The organism is Amycolatopsis sp. NPDC101161, assembly GCF_044768185.1.
GTDB lineage: Bacteria > Actinomycetota > Actinomycetes > Mycobacteriales > Pseudonocardiaceae > Amycolatopsis.
Genome location: NZ_JBIWPI010000002.1, coordinates 1,058,484 through 1,075,321, shown reverse-complemented (window position 1 = coordinate 1,075,321; position 16,838 = coordinate 1,058,484). Strand labels below are relative to the sequence as shown.

Sequence of the window (16,838 nt, the reverse complement as noted above, 5' to 3'; positions counted from 1 at the left end):
CGTCGTCAACAGTGTCGTTCCCTGGATGGCGTGACCGAAACCGCGCTCGAGGACGCCGTGGTCGGGGCGGGGCTGCTGGCCGGCACCGCCAACGTGATCATGCAGCTGTCCCGCGCGCCCGTCGGGTACGGCGTGCTCGAAAGCAAGGTCGACAGCGGCAACCTCTTCCGGCACCCGCTCAAGCGGACGCGGACCACGTTGACCTACCTCGCGGTCGCCTCGATGGGCACCGACGCCGAACGCGCCGCCTACCGCCGCGGCGTCAACGCGGCCCACGCCCAGGTGCGGTCGACCGCGGACAGTCCCGTCGCGTACAACGCCTTCGACACCGATCTCCAGCTGTGGGTCGCGGCCTGCCTGTACAAGGGTTTCGAAGACGTCTACCTGGCGTTCGTCGGCGGCGAACCGGCCACGTTCTACCGGGACGCCGCCCGGCTCGGCACCACGCTGCAGGTCCGCCCGGAGATGTGGCCGCCCGACCGAGCCGCCTTCGAGGAGTACTGGACCGCCGGAGTCGCCGCGACCGGCATCGACGACACCATCCGCCGCTACCTCACCGACCTCGTCGACCTGCGGTACCTGCCACCGCCGGCGGCGGCGCTCGGCCGGCGGTTCAGCCGCTTCGTCACGACGGGCTTCCTGCCGCAGCACTTCCGCGACGAGATGCGCCTGCCCTGGACGGCCGCGGACCAGCGCAGGTTCGAGACGCTTTTGGCGGCCATCGGCCGGGTGACGCGCGTACTGCCCGGCCCGTTGCGGCGGTTCCCGTACAACCTCTGTCTCTGGGACCTGCGCCGGCGGCTGCGGACCGGGCGTCCGCTCGTTTGAGAGTTGACCGCCTCCCGCGAGGGCGAAAAGGTGGGTCAATGAGCGACGAGGTACGCCACGGCGTCAAGTTGAGCAGTCTCGACCAGGAGGTCTTCCCGGGCGCCGGGGTGACCAAGCGGGAGTGGCTCGACTACCTCGAAGCCGTCTCCGATCGGATGCTCCCCGAACTGCAGGACCGGCTGCTGACCGTGCTGCGGGTGCTGCGCGGCCAAGGCCCGTTCATGCAGAAGAACCTGCCGAAGTACACGCCGGACTGGGTCGAGCGGGTCAGCGTGTGGGCCGAGACGTCCAAACGGGACGTCCACTACGCACTCTGCAACGACCTCCGCACGCTGATCTGGTTCGGCAACCAGCGCGCGATCGAGTTCCACACGTCGCTCTACCGCGGGGAGCCCGGCAACGGCCCGACGCACCTCATCCTCGACCTCGACCCGCCCGAAGACGGACCCTTCTCACTCGCCGTCGGCGCCGCGAAGCTGGTGCGCGAAGCGTTGCGCAACGACGGCCTCGACGGCGCGGTGAAGACGAGCGGTTCCAAGGGCGTGCACGTCTTCGTGCCACTCGCGCCCGGCCAGTCGACGGAGGACATCGCCGCCGCGACGCGGGCGGTCGCGGCCCGGGCCGAGCGCATCGACCCGGCGCTCGGGACGACGGAGTTCGTCAAGGACCGCCGCGAGGGCAAGGTGTTCCTGGATTCGACGCGCGCGGGCGGCGCGACGGTGGTGTCGGTCTACAGCCCCCGGCACCGCCCGGGCGCGCCGGTGTCGTTCCCGGTCGCGTGGGCCGACCTCGACGGCGTCAAGCCCGCGGACTTCACGGTGCACACCGTGCCGGGCCTGCTCGACGGCGGTGACCCGTGGACGGGGGAGATGCCGGAGCCGTTCGCGCTGCCGGACGACCTGGTGGCGGAGGGGCACACGATCCCGATCGCCCGGGTGGTGGCGATGCACGAGGGCAAACGCCGGGCCCGGGCGGCCCGCGAGTCGGGCTAAGCCGCCTGGTTGTGGCCGCGCCAGGCGGCGCCGTGCGGGCGGCGCAGCGTCGCGCGGGTGATCTCGACGATCCGGCCCGGCTCCACCTGCTCGCGGTGGCGGGCCAGCCAGACCGTGTCCCGGCCGAACGACCAGACCAGCGACCCCAGCGCCGCCACGACCAACGCGAACGACAGAGCCCAGGGCAGCAAGCCGGACACCGCGACCAGGAGCACGACACCCTGCACCGCGGCCACCGTCTTGCGGGCCATGCTCGGGTACAGCGGCGCGGTCAACCACGGGAACGCCCACGAAGCCGCCACGAACGCGTAGCGCATCAAGCCGATCGCCAGCACCCACAGCCCCAGCGTCCGGGACACCTGGATGCACAGCAGCAGGATCAGGAACGCGTCGACCTCCATGTCGAACCGCGCGCCGAACTCCGACGCCGTGCCCGTGCGGCGGGCGACCTGGCCGTCGAAGCCGTCCATCGCCAGGGCCACCCCGACCAGGCCGACCAGCCACCACAGCGGGTGACCGCCGGCGGCGATCAGCTCGGCCGCGCAGCCCACCAGGACCGCGCGGGCGAACGTGATCCAGTCCGCCGGGCCGAACGCGCCCCGGCCGCTGCGCCGCAGGCCCCAGCCCGTCAGCAACACCAGCGCCACGCCGTACGCGAGCCCGGTCGCCCCGGCGAGGACACCGCTCGCGAAGACCCCGGCGGCGAGCACCGACAGGGGTACCACCGAGCGTAGGAGAACCTCGTTCTTGATCATCTTTTACTCCGCGAATCGGCACGGCTGCTCATAAGGTGGCGGCGACACAGCCTCCGGTCGCCTGCAAGGGAGAACACGTGGAACAGGCTTTCTGGGTTCAAAGCCCCGGCGAAGGCGCGCTCCGGTCCGTGACGCTTCGTGACCCGGAACACGGCGAAGTCCTCGTCCGCACGCTCTTCTCCGGCGTCTCCCGCGGCACCGAAACCCTCGTCTTCCGCGGCGGCGTCCCGGCGAGCCAGCACGACGTCATGCGCGCGCCGTTCCAGGAGGGCGAGTTCCCGGGTCCGGTGAAGTACGGCTACCTCAACGTCGGCATCGTCGAGCGGGGCCCGGCCGAGCTCGAGGGCAAGACGGTGTTCTGCCTCTACCCGCACCAGACCGCGTTCGTCGTCCCCGCGAGCGCCGTGACGCCGGTGCCGGACGCCGTCCCGCCGGGCCGCGCGATCCTCGCCGGCACCGTCGAGACCGCGGTGAACGCCGTCTGGGACGCGAAGCCGCAGCTCGGCGACCGGATCGCCGTCATCGGCGCCGGGATGGTCGGCTGCAGCGTCGCGAAACTGCTCCAGGGCTTCCCGGCCACCCGCGTGCAGCTGATCGACGTCGACCCCGCGCGGGCCGAGATCGCCGAAGCGCTCGGCGTCGACTTCTCGACGCCCGAAGCCGCGAAGGCCGACTGCGACCTGGTCGTGCACGCGAGCGCGTCGGAAGCCGGTCTCGCCCGCGCGCTGGAGCTGCTCGCGCCGGAAGGCGAGGTCGTCGAGATGTCCTGGTACGGCGACCGCCGGATCAGCGTGCCGCTCGGGGAGAACTTCCACTCGCGACGGCTGACCATCCGCAGCAGCCAGGTCGGGACGGTCGCGCGGCCCGACCGCGACTACGCCCAGCGGCTCGGTCTCGCCCTCGAACTGCTGGCCGATCCGGCGTTCGAAGCGCTGGTCAGCGGCGAGTGCATGTTTGAGGATCTTCCAACCGTGTTACCCCGGTTGGCCGCGAATGAACTTTCCGCCCTCTGCCTCCGTGTTGTGTATCAGCCGCAGTGACCACGTCCACCCGAACGCATCGGAGGTCTTGGTGTTCAGCATCACCGTCCGTGACCACGTGATGGTCGCCCACAGCTTCCGCGGGGAAGTCTTCGGACCCGCGCAACGCCTGCACGGCGCGACCTTCGTGGTGGATGCGACCTTCCGCCGCGCCGAGCTCGACGAGGACAACATCGTCGTCGACATCGGCAAGGCCACGGAAGAGCTCGGGGCGGTGCTGAGCGACCTGAACTACCGCAACCTCGACGACGAGCCGGTGTTCAAGGGCATCAACACCTCCACCGAGTACCTCGCGAAGGTCATCGCCGACCGCCTCGCCGACGCCGTCCACGCCGGACGCCTCGGTGAAGGCGCGCGCGGCCTCGAAGGCATCGCCGTCTCGTTGAAGGAATCGCACGTCGCCTGGGCGAGTTACGAGCGTGCGCTGTGAACAGCCTGTACGTGGTCCTCCCCGGGGACGTCGACGACGCGTCCGTCCCGTCCGGCGGCAACACCTACGACCGGCGGATGTGCGACCGGCTCGTCGAGGCCGGTTTCGACGTCCACGAGATCGCCGTCTCCGGCACCTGGCCGCGCCCGGACACCGAGGCCCGCGCGGTCCTCGGCCACCTGCTGTCCGCGCTGCCCACCGGGTCCGCGGTCCTGCTGGACGGCCTGGTCGCCTGCGGCGTGCCCGAGGTGATCGTCCCGCAGGCGCGCCGGCTCTCGCTGTCGGTGCTGGTGCACCTGCCGCTGGCCGACGAGACCGGCTTGCCGCCCGCGCTCGCCGCCGAGCTCGACGCCCTCGAGCGCGACACGCTCCAGGCCGCGAGCTCGGTCGTCGCGACCAGCGAGTGGGCCGCGCGCCGGCTGGTCGAGCACCACGGCCTCGCCCCGCACCGGGTGCACGCCGTGCCGCCGGGCGTCGACCCCGCGCCGCCCGCAGTCGGCACCGACGGGATGTCCCGGCTGGTCTGCGTGGCCACCGTGACCCCGCGCAAGGGCCAGGGCCTGCTCGCCCAGGCCCTGGAAACCGTCGCCGACCTGCGCTGGACCTGCGAGTGCGTCGGCGGGATCCGCCGCGAGACGAAGTACGTCGAGCGGCTGCGCGAACACCGGCTCGGCGCCCGCTTCACGCTCACCGGCCCCCGGACGGGCGCGGCGCTGGCCGCGACCTACCACACCGCCGACCTGCTCGTGCTGCCTTCGCGCGCCGAGACCTTCGGCATGGTCGTCACCGAGGCCCTCGCCCGCGGCGTGCCGGTGCTGACCACCGACGTCGACGCGCTGCCCGACACCGTCGGCGTCGCCCCGGACGGCTCGGTGCCGGGCATGCTCGTGCCCGGCGACGACGTCGAGGCGCTCGGCGCCGCCCTGCGCCGCTGGCTCACCGAGCCCGACCTGCGGACGCGCTTGCGCGCCTCGGCGAAGCTGCGCCGCGGGACGCTGACCAGCTGGGACGACACCGCCCGCCGGATCGCCGACGTCCTGCAGCGGCAGGAGGCGGCGGCATGAGCGAGCCCGCGAGCGAATCAGTCAGCACTGCCGCGTTCGCGCCGGAGTGGCTGTACCTGCGCGAACCCGCCGACGCCGCCGCCCGCGCCACCGAGCTGCTGGCGCCGCTGCGCGCGCACCTGCCCGAGGACTTCACCGTCCGCGACCTCGGCTGCGGCACCGGCTCGCTCGGCCGCTGGCTGGCCGCGCGGCTGCCCGGCACGCAGCACTGGATCCTGCACGACCACGACACCGAGCTGCTGACCCGCGCCCGGACCGCCCTGCCGGCCACGGCGCTGGACGGCAGCCCCGTCGACGTCGTCGCCGAGCAGCGGGACGTCACCGCGCTGCGGGCCGCCGACCTCGCCGGGACGTCGCTGGTCACCGCGTCCGCCCTGCTCGACCTGCTGACCCGGGACGAGGTCACGGCCCTGGCCCGGGCGGTCGTCGAGGCCGGCTGCGCGGCGCTGCTGATGCTGTCGGTGACCGGCCGGGTGGAGCTCTCGCCCGCCGACCCGCTCGACCCCGCGATCGCCGCCGCGTTCAACGCCCACCAGCGCCGGATCACCGGCGGCCGCCGGCTGCTCGGCCCGAACGCGCTGGACGTCGCCGCGACCGCGTTCGGCCGGCTCGGCGCCACGGTCCGGCGCGCCGAAAGCGCGTGGCGGCTCGGCCCGGACCAGGCGGAACTGCAGCGGCAGTGGCTCGAAGGCTGGGTCGGCGCCGCCGTCGAGCAGCTGCCGGAGCTGCGTCCGGTCGCCGACGTCTACCTGCAGCGCCGGCTCGAGATGGCCCAGGCCGGCGAGCTGCGCGCGGTCATCCACCACGGCGACCTGCTGGTCCTGCCGCCGAGCCTGGAGGTGGCGGCGTGAAGCGCGCGCTGGCCTGGCTGCGGATCTTCGGCGCCTTCGCCATCCTCGGCGTCCTCGTCTGGCAGCTCGGGAGCGCCGCGTTCCTCGACGGCCTCGGCCGGATCAGCGTGCCCGGCGTGCTCGCCGCCCTGGTCATCGGCTTCGCGACGACGCTGTTCAGCGCGGGCCGCTGGCAGATCGTCGCCACCCGGCTCGGCCTGCGGCTTTCGCTGCGCACCGCCGTCGCCGACTACTACCGCGCGCTGTTCCTCAACGGCGTGCTGCCCGCGGGCGTCCTCGGCGACGTCCACCGCGCGGTGCAGCACGGCCGCGACTCGGGTGACGTGCCGCGTGGCGTGCGCGCCGTCGTCCTGGAGCGCACCGCCGGGCAGCTCGTGCTGATCGCGTCCGCCGTCGCCGTCGTGCTGGTCTCGCCGGACGTCGTGCCCGGTGCGTTCCGCGAGGTCGTGACGGTCACCGGCGTGGTCGTCGTGCTGGCCGCCGTCGCCGCGGTCGTCGCCGGCCGGGTGTTCGGCGGACGCTGGATCCACAGCGAGTCGAAGGTCCGCCGCGGCTTCGCCGTCACCCTCGCCGACCTGCGGCTCGGCCTGTTCACCCGCGAGACCTGGCCGGGCGTGGGCTTCCTGTCGGCCGCGACGCTGGCCGGGCACCTGGCGCTGTTCGTCGTCGCCGCCCGCGTCGCCGGGGTCGGCGCGCCGGTGTGGCAGCTCGTGCCCCTGATGGTCCTCGCGCTGCTCGCGATGGGCCTCCCGCTCAACGTCGGCGGCTTCGGCCCGCGCGAGGGCGTCTGCGCCCTGCTCTTCGGCGCGGCCGGTCTGGGTGCCGCCCAAGGTGTCACCGTCGCTGTCGTCTACGGCGTGCTCACGCTGGTCGCGAGCCTGCCCGGCGCCGGTGTCCTGCTCGTCCGGAGCGTCGCCGGGTTCCGCGTGACCCGCGCTCCGCACACCGGTGTCGTGCCTGCTCCGCGCACCGCGGCCGCCGCCGGGATCGAATCGGAAGTGGGGTTGCAGACATGACCGCAAGCGAAGTCCTCGGGGATCTGCCGCGCCGGGCCGTGGTGGAGCGGGTCGTCGAAACCCGGCTGCCGACGCGGCACGGGACGTTCCGGGCGGTCGGGTACCTCGACCGCACCGGCACCGAGCAGGTCGCGCTGGTCCACGGCGACGTCGCCCCGCTCGGCGCACTGGTCCGGGTGCACAGCGAATGCCTGACCGGCGACGTCTTCGGCTCGACCCACTGCGAGTGCGGCGACCAGCTGGCGGCCGCGCTGGACCGGATCGTCGAGGAGGGCGCGGGCGTGGTGGTCTACGTCCAGGGCCACGAGGGCCGCGGGATCGGCCTGCTCGCGAAGCTCGAGGCGATGCGGCTGCAGCAGGACGAGGGCCTCGACACGGTCGACGCGAACGTGGCGCAGGGCCTGCCGGTCGACGCCCGCGACTACCACGCGGCGGCGGGCATCCTGACCGACCTCGGCGTCCGGTCGGTGCGGCTGCTGTCGAACAACCCGCGCAAGGTCGAACAGCTCACGCGCTACGGAATCCGGATCAGCGAGCGGGTTCCGCTGCTGGTTCCGCCGAACCCGGAGAGCCTGCGGTACCTGCGCACGAAAGCCGAGCGGATGGACCACCTGCTCCCGCACCTATCCGGCGCCTAGCGCCTCGAGGACGCCGGCGAAGCGCTGGACCAGCGTGTCCAGCACGACGTGCCCCTTCGCCGCGGTCGCCAGCGACGGGCGGCCGACCACCCCCGACTCCGTGTACGCCCGCAGGCCCAGCGTCAGCAGGTGTTCCCGGTCGGTGACGTGGTCGGCGTCCGCGTGGCCCGGCCGGACCAGGTGCGGGTGGGCGTGCAGCAGGATCGACGTCTCCAGCTCGCCGGCGTGCATGTCGTCGTCCAGCGACGTCCGCAGGCCGGCCGCGGTGTGCGCCGCCTGCCAGTCCGCGACGCCGGGGAACAGCGCCATCGCGCCGGCCGCCTCCTGGACCACATTGGACAGTACGTAGTTGCCGCCGTGCCCGTTGACCAGCACGAGCCGTCCGATCCCGGACGCCTTCAGCGACGCGGCGACGTCGGTGACCACGGCGTGCAGCGTGCGGGCCGAGATGCTCACCGTGCCGGCCCACCCCGCGTGCTCGTGCGAGCACGAGATCGTGATCGGGGGCAGGTGGAGGACGGGGTAGGAGTCGGCGACGGCCTTCGCGAGCGTCGCCGCGATGACCGTGTCGGTGGATAGGGGGAGGTGGGCGCCGTGCTGCTCGAAGCTGCCGACCGGCAGCACCGCGACCGCCGCGCCCCGCTCCTGCTCGTCGACGCTGGTGGCGAGCGGGAAGAGGTCGGTCATGAGCACGTCCCTTCACTTAGGTTGGAGTCATGAGCGAGCATGCCGCACTACTCGACGTCGCGCGCGAAGCCGTGGCGAAGGCGACGGAGATCGTCCGGTCGCGCCCGAGCTTTTCCGTTTCCGCGAAAGGCGATCGCGACCTGGTGACCGACGTCGACACGGCGGTCGAGGACGCGCTGCGGGAGTTCCTCACCGCGGAGACGCCGGAGATCGGCGTCCTCGGCGAGGAGCGCGGCCGCAGCGGTGACGGCGGCGGCCGCTGGTGGGCGCTCGACCCGATCGACGGCACCGCGAACTTCGCCCGCGGAATTCCACTCTGCGGGATTTCCTTGGCTCTGGTGGACGGCGAGCACAGCACGGTCGCCGCGATCGCCCTGCCGTACCTCGGTGTCACGTACACCGCCGCGCGCGGCGAAGGTGCTTTCGCGAACGGAGAGCGCGTCGGCGCGTCGGCGGCGACGGAAATGTCCGACGCGATGATCGCCGTCGGCGACTTCGCGATCGGCCGGCTGGCGGAGGAGAAGAACGCGACCCGGCTGCGGTTGCTGTCGGACCTCGGCGCGCGGGCGCAGAAGATCCGGATGCTCGGCACCGCGGCGATCGACCTCTCCTGGGTGGCGGACGGAAAGCTCGACGCCGCACTGATCCTGTCCAACAACCCGTGGGACACCATGGCCGGCGTGCTGCTCGTGCGCGAGGCCGGAGGGGCCGTCGTGGACCGCGACGGCAGCGAGCACACGGTCGGTTCGTCGTCGACGATCGCGGTCGCCGCGGGGCTGCGCAAGGAGATCGTGGACGCACTTGATCGCGCGTACGGGGTTGTTCGTTAAGATTCCGGGGTACACGGTGGGCAGCGCCACAGCGCGCGATTGCGCTGCCCGTCCAAGGTTTTCGGCTACGTTGGTACCGGCCGGCGGATGATCCTGGCATGCTGGCCGGATCTCGTCGGCACACTTTTTGAGAATGGTGGATGCTCGTGGAAAGTCGCCGGATCCGCGATCGGTACCGGCTGCTGGAGCCGATCGGCGGCGGCGCGATGGGCACGGTGTGGCGGGCGCAGGACGAAATGCTCGACCGCACCGTGGCGATCAAGGAACTCCTGCTCCCGCACGACCACGACGAGAGCCGCACCGAAGAGGCGAAGAACCGCGCGATGCGCGAGGCGCGGATCGCCGCCCGGCTCCAGCATTCCCACGCGATCACCGTGTTCGCCGTCCTCGAAGAGGAGGACCGGCCGTGGTTGATCATGGAATACCTGCCGTCCAAGAGTTTCGCCGTCGTCATCGGCGAGGAGCCGGCCTCGGTGGACGACGCCGTCCGCGTCGGCGCGCAGATCAGCTCGGCGCTGGCCGGCGCGCACCGCGCCGGGATCGTGCACCGCGACGTGAAGCCGGCGAACATCCTCGTGTCCGAGGACGGCACGGCGAAGATCACCGACTTCGGCATCTCCCGCGCGATCGGTGACGTCAAGCTGACGGCCACCGGCGAGATCGCCGGCACGCCCGCGTACCTCGCGCCCGAGGTGGCCCGCGGCGAGGACGCGAGCTTCGCCGCCGACGTCTTCTCCCTCGGCGCCACGCTCTACGCGGCGGTCGAGGGCAAGTCGCCGTTCGGCACGGCGGACAACCCGATCGCCTTGCTCTACAAGGCGTCCAGCGGGGAGATCGAGCCGCCGGAGAAGGCGGGCCGGCTCACCCCGCTGCTGCTGCGGATGCTCGCGACCGAGCCGGCCGACCGGCCGTCGATGGACGAGGTCGAGCAGGAGCTGCGGGCGCTGCTGCCGGACGCGGAGCCCGGCGAGTCGGTGCTCGCGGAGACGATCCCGGAGACGGAGGCCGCCTCGGTGTCCGCGGTGGCGACCGTGCCGGCCACGGTCGCCGTGCCGCCGGGCGGCGAGGTCGCCGCGGTGACGCCGGGCGCGCGCAAGGGCCTGATCGCCGTCGGGGCCGGCGCGGCGCTGCTGTGCATCGCGGTCGTCGTCGCGATCCTGCTGGTCGTGCGCCAGCAGCCGCCGCAGGACAACGCCGCCCCGCCGGCGGCGTCGCAGACGTCGACCTCGGCGTCGGCGGCACCTTCGACGACGCCGTCCCCCGCGACTTCGGCTTCGGAGACCCCGTCGACCACGGCGCCGCCGCCCACTTCGCCGCCGGTTTCGCCGGTGTCGTCGACCCAGAGCGCCGCCCAGGCCCTGTCCGCCTACTACTCGCTGCTGCCGAACAACCCGGCGGAGGCGTGGAAGCTGCTCACGGACAACTTCAGGGCGTCGCGCCACCAGACGTACGAGCGGTATGTGAGCTGGTGGAAGCAGTTCAAGTCGGTGGACGCGACCAACGTGAAGGACGCCGGCCCGAACCGGGTCACGGCCCGGATCCTCTACAACGGCGGCCAGGCCGAGAACGACACCTTCACCATGGTCCAGGTGAACGGCGTTTGGATGATCGACGCCCAGAGTTGAACCGTTCAGCTCCAGGCCGCGTGTGACGGTTGAGGCGTCCCGCCGTCGATCCACGCTGGAGGTTGAGCGATGAGGCCTGCCGACCCGATGGTGTTCCTCCTCCCGGCCGTGCCGCCGGCGGCGGACACGTACGACAAGCGCATGTGCCAGAACCTGCCCGCCGTCGGCCAGCCCGTGCTGGAGCTGCCGATCGCCGGCGACTGGCCGACGCCCGACGCGACGGCCCGCCGTCGCCTGGCCCGGTCCCTGGCCGCGCTGCCGGACCGGACGGTCGTGCTGCTCGACGGCGTGATCGCGTCCGGCGTGCCCGAGATCGTCGTGCCGCACGCGCGGCGGCTGCGGCTGGCCGTGCTGGTGCACCAGGCCCTGGCCGACGAGCCGGGCCTCGACCCGGCGCACGCGGCGGAGCTGGACGCGTGCGAGCGCGAGACGCTGCGGATGGCCGGGATGGTCGTCGCGACCAGCCCGTGGCTGGCCCGGCTGCTGATCGACCGCCACGACCTCGACCCGGGCCGCGTCTACGTGGCCAAGCCCGGCACCGACGCGGCGCCGCTCGCCGCGGGCGCGGACGGTGTGTCCCGCCTGCTCTGCGTCGGCGACGTCACCCGCCGCAACGGCCAGGACCTGCTGGTCCAAGCCCTCGGCGAGGTCGACCACCTGGCGCTGTCCTGCGTCATGACGGGCTCGCTCGAGGTGGAGCCGGGGTACGTCGACGAGCTGGGCTGGTCGATCGAGCGGCTCGGCCTCGGCGGCCGGATCACCCTCACCGGCGACGCGGTGGATCTCGGCGCGGCCTACAACGCGGCAGACCTGCTGGTCATCCCGGCGCGCGCGCCGATGTCGGGGATGTGCATCGCCCAGGCACTGGCCCGCGGCATCCCGGTACTGGCCACCGAGGTCGGCGGGGTGTACGACGCGCTCGGCGTGGACGCGGACGGCGAGATGCCGGGAGTGCTGGTGGAGCCGAACGACCCGTTCGCCCTGGCGGACGCGCTGCACCGCTGGTACGCGGACCCAGAGCTGAGACGGTCGTTGCGAACGGCGGCGCTGGGCCGGGGCAGCGCACTGGAGGAGTGGAACGTCGCGGCCCGGCGGCTCACGGAGGCGTTGTCGAGGCTGGCGTCCGAGCCGCGCATCGTCGCCTGACGCTTGCCGCGGGGGCCGGGACTCCGCCAACCTGGCCGGATGTGGCCCCGACGCCGGACCTCGTCGCCGATCGAACTCACCTCCGAGCGCGGATTCCTGGAGTTGGTCGGGCGGCAGCCCGACCTTCCCCTCCGGGATGTCTTCCTGGGCTTCCGCGACCTCGTCTCCGCGGACATCGAGTGGATCGACTCCCGGAAGAAGCGGTTCAAGAAGCCCGCTTCGCGGGTGCGGATCGCCGCGCTGGTCCTCACCGCGCTGTCCACGATCGTGCTCGGCATCCCCGAGATCCCCCTACGCGCCTCGATCGCATTGCCGCTGGTCGCGGCGGTCACGGTGCTGACCGGCCTCGAAACCTTCTTCACCTGGCGCTCGCGCTGGCTGCTCATGGAAGAAACGCAGTACCGGATGAACCGGCTGCGCGATGAGATGGACTACTACCTGGTCACCACGGCCGCCGCGGACTTGCGCCGCGATCGGCTCGATGCTTTCTACGCTGAACAGCAGGAGCTGTGGGCCGATGTGAGCAGGCGGTGGGTCGAGTTCCGCAAACACGACCGAGCGCCCCAGCCGGAGATCCGGACTTCGCCCTGACCGATTCCTTTCGCTCACCGCGCCGGTCGACCAGAGTGTGACCGTGGATTTCGAGCCCTACCGGCGTGAGCTGCTGGCCCACTGCTACCGCATGCTCGGCACGCCGGACGAGGCCGAGGACGTCGTGCAGGAGACCTACCTGCGCGCCTTCCGGGCGTACGACCGCTTCGAAGGCCGTTCGTCGCTGCGGTCGTGGCTCTACCGGATCGCGACGAACGCCTGCCTGACCGCGCTCGAGCAGCGGGGACGGCGGCCGCTGCCGTCCGGGCTGGGCGCGCCCGCGGCCGACCCCGACGCTCCGCCGGTCCCCGCCGAGCCCGGTGACCAGTGGCCACGGCCGATCCCCGACGCCTTGGTCACGCCGGAAACCGACGACCCGGCGGAGATCGCCGTGGCCCGCGACGGCGTCCGGCTCGCCCTGATCGCCGGCCTGCAGCTGCTCCCGCCGCGCCAGCGCGCGGTGCTGATCCTGCGCGAGGTGCTGGCGTTCCCGGCGGCCGAGGTCGCCGAGCTGCTGGGCACCTCGGTCGCGGCGGTGAAGAGCATGCTGCAACGCGCCCGCGCGACTCTCGACGCGGCCGGCGAAGTCGGCGAGCTGACCGAGCCCGATCAACGCGAACTCCTGAACCGCTACATGAGCGCGTTCATGAACTCGGACCTGGCGGCGCTGGAGCAGATCCTGCGCGACGACGCGGTGATCGAGCCGGTGCCGTCCCGGTCGTGGTTCGCCGGAAAGACGACTTGTGTCGCGTTCTTGCGACACGTAATGGGCGAGCCGGGCGAGTGGCACATGACGCCGACCCGGGCGAACGGCCAGCCCGCGGCGGCGGCCTGGTACCGCGGCGAGCCGTTCGGCATCGCGGTCCTGACCCTCGGCAAGGGCGGCATCGCGCGCATCACCGTGTTCGGCTTCCCTGACCTGGTGGAGCGGTTCGCCGGGACGGACCCGGCGAACCGGACCATCACGCCAGGGTGAGCGCGTAGATCTCGACCCGCGGGTCGTTCGGCAGGCTCACCGACTGCAGCGTCTTGGCGGAATCCAGCGCCGCCGAGATGCCGAACAGCCGGACCGGCGGTCCGTCGATCCCGCTGCCCGCCTTGATGCGGTGCGGCATGTCGAGCACCACCGACGCGCCCGAGCCGGCCCAGTCGGCGAACGTCGCCGCGAGGTCGGCGCTCGTGCCGTCGGTGTAGTGCGCCGTCAGCGTCGTCGACACCGGGCCGTTGTGCGACGACCCGACCAGCTTCAACGCCGCGTGCTGACCCGCCGGCAGCAGCAACGACTGCCCGCGAGCCTCCACGAAGTTGGGCGAAGTCCCCGAAGCGTCGGGAGCCGCGTACGTGACGCCGTCCCAGGTCACCGGGCCCGCCGGCGGCAGGAGCGACGCGTCGTAGCTCCAGCCGCCGCCGTCGAAGTTGCCCTCCGACGACGACGCCACCGTCGCCGTGCCGTCGTGGTTGTAGTCGCGGCCCAGGTCGACCGCGCACGACGTGCCCGAAGACGCGCAAGCCGACGGCGTCCGGACCTCGACCGTGGCCGACCGGGTAACGCTGTTCGCGCCCAGCCCGGACACCTTGACCTGCACCGGGTACGTGCCGAGCGCGGTCCCGGCCGGCACGGTCACCGTGATCGGCACCGTCTTCTGCACCGGCAGCCGCCCCGACCAGATCAGGTCGACCGGCTGGACCTGGACCTTCCAGCCCGTCGGCGCCGTCGCGGAAACCGTCACCGGCTGCAGCGCCGGGTTCTGCGCGAGGACGTCCAGGTCGAGGTGCACCTGCTGCGCCGCGCCCGCCGGGATCACGACGGACGTCTGCCGCAGCGACGCGTCGACGTGCCGCCGCGGGTCACCGGCGGCGTTGTTCACCGACGGCGGCTCCGAACCCGTGCCCCACGAGGACGGCTTCGACCCGAGCTTGTGGTTCAGGACGCCGCCGTGCGCCACAGCGGACCAGTCGAGGGACGTTTCCCGGACGTTCCGGCCGTTGAGCGAAACGCTCTGCACGTACCGGTTCGCGTCGGAGGCACCCGGCGCGTTCACCGTCAGCGTGCCGCCCTGCGAGCGGCCGTACTGTCCGATCCGGACGGTCGCCGTTTCGAACTGCGGGCTCGACAGCGCGAGGAAGTTCGCGCCGCTCATCGTCGGGTACAGCCCGAGCGAGGAGAAGACGTACCAGGCCGACATCGTGCCGAGGTCGTCGTTGCCGGTCATGCCGTCCGGGCCGGTGGTGAACAACGTCATCGCGGCGCGGACGACGGTCGCCGTCTTGGCCGGCGCGCCCGCCCACAGGTACATGTACGGCGCGAGCAGGTCGGGCTCGTTGTTCGGGTTGTAGGTCGCCTTGCCGTAGTAGTCGTACGGGCTGGAGATCCAGTCGTTGCGCGCGGTGCCCGCCGGGTCCTTCAACAGGTTGCCGTAGGCGAAGAAGGAGTCGAGCCGCTTCTCCGTCGTCTTCTTGCCGCCCATCAGCGAGACGAGCCCGGCCGGGTCCTGCGGCACGAGCCACTGGTACTGGTACGCGCCGCCCTCGTGGAACTGGTGGTCGGCGTCGACCGGGTTGTACGGCGTGAGGAACGTGCCCTCGGTCGTGCGCGGGCGGAACTGCTGGATCGAAGAGTCCCACAGGTTGCGGTACCACTGCCCGCGGTCGGCGAACATCTTCGCGTCGGCGCCGTGGCCGAGCCCGCGGGCCATCAACGCCAGCGCCGCGTCGGCCGCCGAGTACTCCATGGTCGCGGACGCCGGGTGCTCGCAGTCGTTGTCGCCGCCCTTGGCCGCGCAGTCCTTGCCGAGCTCCAGGCCGCTCGGGATGTACCCGCGGTCGTTGTAGTAGTTGACGCCGGAGCGGCCGTTGTACGGCGAGTCGGCGGGTGGCGTGCTCGTCGCGTTCTTCTTGAGCAGCGCGTACGCCTCTTCTTCGTGTCCGGCGAGCAGGCCCTTCGACCACTCCTCGACGAGGAACGGTGTCACCGGGTCGCCGGTCATGATGTTGGTTTCGCTCTCGGCCAGCGCCCAGCGCGGCAGCCACCCGCCGTCGCGGCCGATGGCCACGACCGACAGCGCGACATCGCGCGCGACCTGCGGTTCGAGCATTTCGAGCAGCTGGTTCTGCGGCCGGTAGGTGTCCCAGAGCGAGAAGTTCTGGTACGGCGTGTAGCCGCTCGCGGTGTGCACCTTGCCGTCGAAGCCGGTGTACGCGCCATCGGTGTCGCCGGCCAGGTTCGGGTGCAGCTGCGCGTGGTAGAGCGCGGTGTAGAACGCCGTCTGGCGCTCGGTCGTGCCGCCGCCGATCTTGATGGCGCCGAGCTTGTCGACCCACTGCTGGTGCAGCGCGGTCTTCGTGGCGTCGAAGTCGAAGCTGCTCGACGTCTCCGCCGCCAGGTTCTTCCGCGCGCCGTCGAGCCCGGTGTACGACAGGCCGACCTTGAGGACGACGTCGTGGTCGGTGGTCGCGTCGAAGCTCGCCCAGGCGCCGTTGTTCCCGGTGCCCGCGGCATCGCGGCTGCCGTCGGTGCGCGTCGAGCCACGCCAGGTGCCGAACGAGCTGAACGGCCGGTCGAACGTCGCCGTGAAGTAGACGGTGTGCTCGTCGTGGCCGGCGCAGAACCCGCCCGCGCGGACGCGGCCTTCGAGCGTCCGGTCGCCGACGACGTGGATCTCGGAGTCCTTGACGGACTGGTTGGCCTGACCGGTGTTGAACAGGACGTTCGCCTGCCCGGTCGAGGGGAACGTGTAGCGCTGCCAGCCGGTGCGCGCGGTCGCCGTGAGCTCGGCGTTCACGCCGTACTTCTTGAGCCCGACGCGGTAGTAGCCCGGCTCGGCGTGCTCGTCGTCGTGGCTGTACTCGGACTTGTAGGCGTCCTTGTCAACGTTGTCGACGGCACCGGTCGTCGGCATGATCGGCAGCTCGCCCATGACGCCGCAGCCGACTCCGGACAGGTGCGTCTGGCTGAAGCCGTAGATCGCGTTCTGCAGGTAGTCGTAGCCGCCCTGACCGCCGGTGTCCGGGCTGACCTGCACCATGCCGAAGGGCGCGCTCGCGCCGGGGAACGTGTTGCCGAAGTTCTGCGTGCCGACGAACGGGTTGACCAGGCCGATGGGATCGACCGGCGCGGGCGCGGCCTGCGCGACGGCGGGCGCCAGGCCGGCGACCACCACCCCCACGGCCACCGCGGCGGCCATCCGTCTGCTCTGCGACCACATGGGCGCACCTCCCGGAGGGTGACAACGTTGTCAGAAGCGGACCTTTGGTCAGGCCCGTCGTTCGGACAGCAGCTTTCCACCTCGATGGGCGTTTGAGAAGACCTCAACCACCCGCTTCGCGCAGTAACCGGGCGGCGGGC

The 16,838-nt window shown here is 72.1% G+C and carries 16 protein-coding genes; 13 read left to right on the top strand and 3 right to left on the bottom strand.

Going from position 1 to position 16,838, the window contains the following annotated elements; genetic code table 11:
* The first annotated feature begins 30 nt into the window (after positions 1-30).
* Together ACIRSS_RS16260 and ACIRSS_RS16255 are read left to right on the top strand one after the other, a co-directional pair.
* Entirely contained in the window at positions 31-828 is a 798-nt protein-coding gene (locus tag ACIRSS_RS16260; protein WP_400895378.1) for an oxygenase MpaB family protein, read from the top strand.
* A 38-nt stretch (positions 829-866) separates the two neighbouring features.
* Entirely contained in the window at positions 867-1,820 is a 954-nt protein-coding gene (locus ACIRSS_RS16255; protein ID WP_400895377.1) for a DNA polymerase domain-containing protein, read from the top strand.
* On the opposite strand, the gene ACIRSS_RS16250 is transcribed toward ACIRSS_RS16255, so the two are convergent.
* Positions 1,817-2,575, bottom strand: coding sequence for a CDP-alcohol phosphatidyltransferase family protein (locus ACIRSS_RS16250; protein ID WP_400895376.1), 759 nt, complete (start codon positions 2,573-2,575; stop codon positions 1,817-1,819). The genes ACIRSS_RS16255 and ACIRSS_RS16250 overlap by 4 nt on opposite strands.
* Positions 2,576-2,652: 77 nt before the next feature.
* Here ACIRSS_RS16250 and ACIRSS_RS16245 point away from each other — a divergent pair, with 77 nt between their 5' ends.
* From ACIRSS_RS16245 to ribA, 6 genes are read left to right on the top strand one after another with little or no spacing between them, the layout of a single operon-like run.
* Complete coding sequence (locus ACIRSS_RS16245; RefSeq protein ID WP_400895375.1) at positions 2,653-3,615, top strand: zinc-binding alcohol dehydrogenase; 963 nt, start codon at positions 2,653-2,655, stop codon at positions 3,613-3,615.
* A gap of 31 nt (positions 3,616-3,646) precedes the next feature.
* A complete protein-coding gene (locus ACIRSS_RS16240; RefSeq protein WP_257920749.1) occupies positions 3,647-4,045 on the top strand; it encodes a 6-carboxytetrahydropterin synthase in 399 nt (132 codons plus the stop codon).
* Positions 4,042-5,109 (top strand): glycosyltransferase family 4 protein, encoded by a 1,068-nt coding sequence (locus ACIRSS_RS16235; protein WP_400895373.1) that lies wholly within the window; start codon positions 4,042-4,044, stop codon positions 5,107-5,109. Before ACIRSS_RS16240 ends, ACIRSS_RS16235 begins: the two co-directional genes overlap by 4 nt.
* Positions 5,106-5,960 carry a methyltransferase domain-containing protein gene (locus ACIRSS_RS16230; protein WP_400895371.1) on the top strand — a complete coding sequence of 285 codons (855 nt, stop codon included), beginning with the start codon at positions 5,106-5,108 and terminating at the stop codon, positions 5,958-5,960. The genes ACIRSS_RS16235 and ACIRSS_RS16230 overlap by 4 nt, the downstream gene beginning before the upstream one ends.
* Positions 5,957-6,976 (top strand): YbhN family protein, encoded by a 1,020-nt coding sequence (locus tag ACIRSS_RS16225; RefSeq protein ID WP_400895370.1) that lies wholly within the window; start codon positions 5,957-5,959, stop codon positions 6,974-6,976. The genes ACIRSS_RS16230 and ACIRSS_RS16225 overlap by 4 nt, the downstream gene beginning before the upstream one ends.
* Positions 6,973-7,614 carry a GTP cyclohydrolase II gene (ribA, locus tag ACIRSS_RS16220; RefSeq protein WP_400895368.1) on the top strand — a complete coding sequence of 214 codons (642 nt, stop codon included), beginning with the start codon at positions 6,973-6,975 and terminating at the stop codon, positions 7,612-7,614. Before ACIRSS_RS16225 ends, ribA begins: the two co-directional genes overlap by 4 nt.
* Here ribA and ACIRSS_RS16215 read toward each other — a convergent pair.
* On the bottom strand, positions 7,600-8,301 hold the full coding sequence (locus ACIRSS_RS16215; protein WP_400895367.1) for a creatininase family protein: 702 nt from the start codon (positions 8,299-8,301) through the stop codon (positions 7,600-7,602). The genes ribA and ACIRSS_RS16215 overlap by 15 nt on opposite strands.
* Positions 8,302-8,330: 29 nt before the next feature.
* Between ACIRSS_RS16215 and ACIRSS_RS16210 the strand changes: the two genes are divergently transcribed.
* The 5 genes from ACIRSS_RS16210 to ACIRSS_RS16190 all read left to right on the top strand — a co-directional run bounded on the left by ACIRSS_RS16210 (position 8,331) and on the right by ACIRSS_RS16190 (position 13,469).
* Complete coding sequence (locus ACIRSS_RS16210; RefSeq protein WP_400895366.1) at positions 8,331-9,131, top strand: inositol monophosphatase family protein; 801 nt, start codon at positions 8,331-8,333, stop codon at positions 9,129-9,131.
* A 140-nt stretch (positions 9,132-9,271) separates the two neighbouring features.
* Complete coding sequence (locus tag ACIRSS_RS16205; protein ID WP_400895365.1) at positions 9,272-10,756, top strand: protein kinase; 1,485 nt, start codon at positions 9,272-9,274, stop codon at positions 10,754-10,756.
* A gap of 87 nt (positions 10,757-10,843) precedes the next feature.
* Entirely contained in the window at positions 10,844-11,902 is a 1,059-nt protein-coding gene (locus tag ACIRSS_RS16200) for a glycosyltransferase (RefSeq protein ID WP_400897492.1), read from the top strand.
* A gap of 39 nt (positions 11,903-11,941) precedes the next feature.
* Entirely contained in the window at positions 11,942-12,493 is a 552-nt protein-coding gene (locus tag ACIRSS_RS16195) for a DUF4231 domain-containing protein (RefSeq protein WP_400895364.1), read from the top strand.
* 37 nt (positions 12,494-12,530) lie between these two features.
* The gene (locus tag ACIRSS_RS16190; protein WP_400895363.1) at positions 12,531-13,469 is read left to right on the top strand and encodes an RNA polymerase subunit sigma-70; all 939 of its coding nucleotides are present in this window, start codon (positions 12,531-12,533) and stop codon (positions 13,467-13,469) included.
* Here the strand turns inward: ACIRSS_RS16190 and ACIRSS_RS16185 are convergent.
* Positions 13,456-16,698 carry a GH92 family glycosyl hydrolase gene (locus ACIRSS_RS16185; protein ID WP_400895362.1) on the bottom strand — a complete coding sequence of 1,081 codons (3,243 nt, stop codon included), beginning with the start codon at positions 16,696-16,698 and terminating at the stop codon, positions 13,456-13,458. The two genes, ACIRSS_RS16190 and ACIRSS_RS16185, sit on opposite strands and share 14 nt — an antisense overlap.
* Between the last annotated feature and the right edge of the window lie 140 nt (positions 16,699-16,838).

Bases quoted from the DNA above. Each gene is read 5' to 3' on its own strand.
- ACIRSS_RS16230 (WP_400895371.1), top strand. From the start codon at position 5,106: ATGAGCGAGCCCGCGAGCGAATCAGTCAGCACTGCCGCGTTCGCGCCG.
- ACIRSS_RS16215 (WP_400895367.1), bottom strand. From the start codon at position 8,301: ATGACCGACCTCTTCCCGCTCGCCACCAGCGTCGACGAGCAGGAGCGG.
- ACIRSS_RS16205 (WP_400895365.1), top strand. From the start codon at position 9,272: ATGCTCGTGGAAAGTCGCCGGATCCGCGATCGGTACCGGCTGCTGGAG.
- ribA (WP_400895368.1), top strand. From the start codon at position 6,973: ATGACCGCAAGCGAAGTCCTCGGGGATCTGCCGCGCCGGGCCGTGGTG.
- ACIRSS_RS16210 (WP_400895366.1), top strand. From the start codon at position 8,331: ATGAGCGAGCATGCCGCACTACTCGACGTCGCGCGCGAAGCCGTGGCG.
- ACIRSS_RS16250 (WP_400895376.1), bottom strand. From the start codon at position 2,575: ATGATCAAGAACGAGGTTCTCCTACGCTCGGTGGTACCCCTGTCGGTG.
- ACIRSS_RS16195 (WP_400895364.1), top strand. From the start codon at position 11,942: ATGTGGCCCCGACGCCGGACCTCGTCGCCGATCGAACTCACCTCCGAG.
- ACIRSS_RS16255 (WP_400895377.1), top strand. From the start codon at position 867: ATGAGCGACGAGGTACGCCACGGCGTCAAGTTGAGCAGTCTCGACCAG.
- ACIRSS_RS16200 (WP_400897492.1), top strand. From the start codon at position 10,844: ATGGTGTTCCTCCTCCCGGCCGTGCCGCCGGCGGCGGACACGTACGAC.
- ACIRSS_RS16185 (WP_400895362.1), bottom strand. From the start codon at position 16,698: ATGTGGTCGCAGAGCAGACGGATGGCCGCCGCGGTGGCCGTGGGGGTG.